The organism is Carboxylicivirga longa (assembly GCF_050589825.1).
In the GTDB taxonomy this organism is placed as follows: domain Bacteria; phylum Bacteroidota; class Bacteroidia; order Bacteroidales; family Marinilabiliaceae; genus Carboxylicivirga; species Carboxylicivirga longa.
Genome location: NZ_JBNGOZ010000042.1, coordinates 1 through 4,392 on the forward strand (window position 1 = coordinate 1; position 4,392 = coordinate 4,392).

A 4,392-nucleotide genomic window follows, 5' to 3' on the forward strand; every position below is an offset into this window, starting at 1 on the left:
AAGGAAAGGTTTTTGAAAATAGACCTATGTTATCAACAACTAATCGGTTTTACAACGCATTATTAAACTATAGCCTATTTTATCAAGAAATAGCTGCCGCTCATCGATTTATATGATGTCGATAAACTAAAAATGATTATTTCGCGTTTTGTACTATTAAAAACGTTGTATGCCTAAGCTTGTTCATCTATTTCTTCCTTTGTTTTTAAGCCTTAGCATTGGCGTGGCCGGACAAAGCAACAAAAAGTATAAAAGTAAAAAGCGCACTTCGAAGCGTGAGATGAGGAAGCGGCAAGAGGAGGCTAACCGACGTGATAATACCAACGCTTTTAATCCTGCTCAGCCAATGGGTGCCCGGCAAAACGACCAACGCGATGACTTGTTGTGGCACAGCGAAAGTGCCAATACCGTGTATGCCGGGTCGGGTAATATCAGCCTTGTGAAACCTTCTCGTTATGGCCTTAGTGATGGCCTTGAAGTGTCTTCTGTTTTACCTCTTAATTATTGGATGCCCAATATCTATTTGAAAAAACGCTGGCGCAACGAAAGCTGGTATGTGGCTTCGCGGCATGGTTTTTACTCGGGTAGGCCCGGGCTTAAGTGGTTTAATAAACGCGATAATCCTGAGATTGTGGAGGGAGCCGAGCAAATTCCTTTTATCCTGTCTATGAAGAATGAGCTGAGTGTTTCGCGACTGATTATGAACAATGATCGTTGCGGGCGCGATAAACCCTATATCATCCTCACCGGTATTGTGGGAGTAGATTTTGGTATCCCCTTTGGCGATTCCGATCTGAAGGAGATGGAAGGACATTTTTTAACGAACCGCAGTCCGGCCATTACCGGATCGGGCTATACGGCTTACCTGAAAGCAAGAGCCGATTGGCAAATGACAAGCAGCCTGATGCTGGGCGGTTCCATCGCTTATTATCGAGGTGATTTTACCGGGAAGGATGCCGTGGAGCAAAGTGCTGAGTTGCAGTTGATGTTATTTCCCCGCCTTTCGGCATCAGTGGCTTACGCGCTGTCGGTGGCCAACTATACTGCAAGCAATGACATTGGCTTTCTGCCTTATGTTGATCTTACCTTCTACTTTGGCCGACGGCAGGGGCGGCAAAAAGGACTTTTCCAGGGAAAGATGTTTTGATGACTTCTTATTTGGGATTTGATCCGGAGCTAAATTTTACTTAAAGTGCGATGCAGAGTTCTTTGTATTGCGATGATCCGATGAATTTATATCCTTGGCTGATAAATAATTACGCTAAGTGACCCATCTGTTAAATATATTATGTAGCTTTAGGGTGAATGTATATAATATGATTTATATGGGAGAGTTGCCAGTAATTCCCCTAATTACGGGTAGTATTGATTTAAAATCAAGGTAATCAACCCTTTTAAGGTTTTATGGATTTCTTAAGCTAACGTAAAAGGGGGGCATCAATAAGGGTGGAATTTGAAGGATAGTAAAAAATCGTAAATACCTGAAATACTGATGTCTATTTCTGAATTAGTCAGAATATGAAACGAAGAAGTAATTGATAACACCTAACTACTTTATTATGAAATCAAAACCAAAAATCCTGAATGTTGTAATTGTTTGTATTTTTATTTCACTCAATGCATGGAGTCAAGGTATTACTCTTCAGGATATTATCAATGAAACAGCTCCATTGCCTAAAGTTACTATTTACACGGCAAAGGAAATCATTACCTTAAATCCTGACAGGCCCAAAGCTTCTGCGGTAGCCGTTGTGGGTGACAAAATTCTTGCGGTTGGATCGCTGAATGAACTAAAAGCTGCCGCTGGCGATCAGCAATATACGGTGGATAATACCTTTGCTGATAAAGTGATTGTACCTGGTTTAATTGCACAACACGACCACCCTTTGTTAACCAGTTTAGCTATGATGTCGGAGATAATAGCTATTGAAGATTGGAATTTGCCTAACAAAACTGCACTTGCTGCTAATAATCAGGAAGAATACCAACAACGGATAACAGAAGCAAATAAGCAATTGAAAGCGAAAGATGAGTTACTTTTTACTTGGGGGTATCATCCTTCATTTCATGGTAGGCTTACTCGTGCCGATCTCGATAAGTTAAGCACTACGCGACCAATTATCGTCTGGCATCGCTCGTGTCACGCATTTACCTTAAATACAGTTGCTCTTAATACATTGGGCATTGACGAAGACTATATTAGTAAATTTACGGCATCTGCTAAAGAACAATCTAATTTTCAGGAAGGCCACTTTTGGGAACAAGGGATGTTTGGAGTGGTGCCCAAGATTGTACCTTACTTAGCAACTCCTGAAAGACTTCAAAAAGGGCTGAAACTGATGCAGGAATTTTATCACACCAATGGTGTTACACTGGCCTGTGAGCCGGGAGGATTATACTCCAGAAAGCTTCAGGAAGCAGAAAATGAAGTGCTATCAAAATCTTCAAGTCCTTTTCGATTTTATTTTATTCCTGATGGAAAATCTATTTACAGCCTTTATCCCGAAAATGCAATTCTTGAAGCAGAAAAAACGCTGGATTGGTGTCACGGAATGACTACGATGTTGCCGAATGGAATTAAATTATTTGCCGATGGCGCCATTTACTCTTTAGCCATACAGCTTCGTGAGCCTTTCATTAATGGCGATTTTAAAGGGGAATGGATTATGGATCCTGCAGTATTTGCAAAGGCTTTTCGTGTGTATTGGGACAACGGCTACCAAATTCATATTCATGTAAATGGTGATGCTGCATTAGATATGCTTCTGAATAATCTTGAAGCCAATATGAGACGAAATCCCCGTTACGACCATCGTATGGTAGTCGTTCATTTTGCAGTAGCTGGAAAAGATCAGGTAGACCGTATTAAAAGATTAGGAGCTATTGTTAGCGGCAATCCATACTATGTTACAGCGCTTGCCGACATGTATAGCAAAGATGGATTAGGTCCTGAAAGAGCTGACAATATGGTAAGAATGGCGGATGTTGAAAAAGCCAACATTCCTTTTTCTTATCATTCCGACATGCCGATGGCACCGGGGCAGCCTTTGTTCTTGATGGATTGCGGGGTGAATCGCATCACAAAGTCAGGTAGGGTGGCCGGTAAGGATCAACGAGTGAGTCGCGAAGGAGCTTTAAAGGCAGTTACCATCGAAGCAGCTTATTCTCTTGGACTGGAAAAACAGGTAGGCAGTATTGAGGCAGGCAAGTTGGCTAATTTTACTATTCTGGACGAAAATCCTGTTACCTGCAAAGCATCTGAAATTAAGAATATTTCTATTTGGGGTACTATACACGAGGGAAGGTTATTACCTGTTAATAATGAAAATAACCATACTGGTTCAGTTGGTCCAGTATTAAATGAAAATTCATATTTGGCTGCAAAGGAAATAGAAGAGACTCATGGCCATGGTCATGAACACGGTGGTGATAATTGTGTATGCACACTGAACCGCATCTTCTCGCTTGTTCTTGCTAAAAAGTTGGAACAATAGTAAATCGAGAATTGAAGCTTCTTAACAGTAGGTACCCAAATAAAAGCCTATTGCCAATACTCTGGTAATGAGTCAAATCATCTGTAAAATCAATATAAACAACATAATCATGAAAATCAGAATAGCAATCTTAACAGTGTTTGTAGTGGTAGTATGTAGTTGCGTCAACACTACACAAAAAGAAAAATCTGTGAATTCAGCGGTAAATAAAGAAGAACCGGAAAGAAATATAGTTGGAGGATGGAGTGAAAGTGAAGTTACACCAGAAGTTGAAAAGGTAATAGACTATGTTTTGAAAGAGATGAATACTATGGCAAAACTTGACAAAATACTAGTAGTAAAAACTCAAATTGTGAAGGGGAAGAATTACGACATTAAGTTTAAACTCGATAATGGAGAAGTTTGGAATACTATTGTTTATGTTGATTTGAAAGGAAATTTTAAAATGAATAAAATAGTAGAGTGGAAGGAGTAATAGATATATTAAAATATTTCTGGAAGAAAGGGTGAAAACTATTACCAACAGACAGTATAGTTAATAAGGAGTTATGTGGAGTTCCCTCTATAGACCTATAGCGTTGATTTAAAAACACGATAATCAATTCTTTTAACGGTTTAGTGATTTCTGGAGCTAACGTAAATTAGTTAATACTAATTAGTTGAAAAATGACAAATGGAGAAGATTATAAGTTACTGAATATCAGAGATTAATTTCTAATTTAGTCAGATTTAAAACCAAATCTATATGAAAGCAAGAATTTTAACATTCGTAAGCATTTGCCTTATTGCAATAGCTTGTAAAACTAAGACTTACAATTCTGATTGGCTGTAGTTTACAATAGCGTTTTAATTTTGTAACTTAATGAGAAAATGCCATGGATACCGCCAAAATAAAAGA

3 protein-coding genes are annotated in these 4,392 nt (G+C 39.0%); all 3 read left to right on the top strand.

Annotated features, from left to right (window positions below):
- The first annotated feature begins 169 nt into the window (after nt 1-169).
- Nucleotides 170-1,147 carry a hypothetical protein gene (locus ACRD7A_RS18840; RefSeq protein WP_430812042.1) on the top strand — a complete coding sequence of 326 codons (978 nt, stop codon included), beginning with the start codon at nt 170-172 and terminating at the stop codon, nt 1,145-1,147.
- A gap of 412 nt (nt 1,148-1,559) precedes the next feature.
- Nucleotides 1,560-3,494, top strand: a complete 1,935-nt coding sequence (locus ACRD7A_RS18845; RefSeq protein WP_430812043.1) for an amidohydrolase — start codon at nt 1,560-1,562, stop codon at nt 3,492-3,494.
- 109 nt (nt 3,495-3,603) lie between these two features.
- The gene (locus tag ACRD7A_RS18850) at nt 3,604-3,969 is read left to right on the top strand and encodes a cystatin domain-containing protein (protein ID WP_430812044.1); all 366 of its coding nucleotides are present in this window, start codon (nt 3,604-3,606) and stop codon (nt 3,967-3,969) included.
- The last annotated feature ends 423 nt before the right edge of the window (nt 3,970-4,392 follow it).